This is a genomic window from Phytoactinopolyspora endophytica (genome assembly GCF_004138495.1).
GTDB lineage: Bacteria > Actinomycetota > Actinomycetes > Jiangellales > Jiangellaceae > Phytoactinopolyspora > Phytoactinopolyspora endophytica.
On the sequence record NZ_ML142858.1, the window covers coordinates 185373 to 186284 of the forward strand.

At 69.1% G+C, this 912-nt stretch carries 2 pseudogenes; both read left to right on the top strand.

What is annotated here, in order from left to right:
- A pseudogene (locus ELR45_RS41120) lies at positions 1 to 379 on the top strand (NAD(P)/FAD-dependent oxidoreductase); the annotation flags it as partial.
- A 79-nt stretch (positions 380 to 458) separates the two neighbouring features.
- Positions 459 to 912, top strand: a pseudogene (locus tag ELR45_RS38470) (SAM-dependent methyltransferase); the annotation flags it as partial.

Here is a 912-nt window from a genome sequence, read left to right on the forward strand (position 1 = left end):
GACGGCTGACGACCCGGACACCATGTGCGCACCGAACGCACAGCACGCCGTGCGCCAGGCGAAGCTGCTGGCGAAGAACATCGCGGCCACCGTGAACGGCAAGCAGCCCAAGGAGTACAAGCACAAGTACGTGGGCTCGGTGGCCAGCCTCGGACTGTACCGCGGAGTGGCACACGTGTACGGCATCAAGGTCAAAGGCTTCCCGGCCTGGTTCATGCACCGGACGTACCACATGAGCAAGATGCCGACGTTCAACCGCAAGGCCCGAGTGCTGGTCGACTGGACCATGGCGTTGCTGTTCCGCCGCGAGGTGGTCACGCTCGGGCGGATGCGGATGCCGCGGGAGGAGTTCCGTCGCGCCGCGGCCCCGAAAGACTGAAGCCGGGCAGGCTGGAGACCGCGAGGCTCGATAGAACGTGGGGCAGCGTGGATGACGAAGGGTAGGAGGGCGAAGAACCATGATGTCTGGTGGGGGAGCGGCGGCACGGATCGCTGGCCTGGTCGAACGCGTGCTGGGCCGGCCGTCGCCGTTGGCTCTCCGGACGTGGGACGGCTCGCAGGCAGGACCGGACGACGGCCCGGTGCTGGTGGTCCGTTCCAGGCGAGCAGTGCGGCGGTTGCTGTGGCAGCCGGATGAGCTAGGACTCGCCAGGGCATGGGTGGCCGGTGAGATCGACGTCGACGGCGACCTCGAAGAGGCGCTGGACCGGCTCGACGACGTCCTGAATGACCTGGACTCTCGTCCCCGGCTGTCCGCGGCCGACCGAGCGGAGGCATTGCGCGCGGCGACTCTGCTCGGGGCCGTCGGCCCGCAGCCGAAGCCGCCGGCCATCGAGGCGGAGCTCGGCGGCCGGCGGCACTCGAAGGATCGGGACCGGGCCGCCGTCAACCACCACTACGACGTGGGCAACG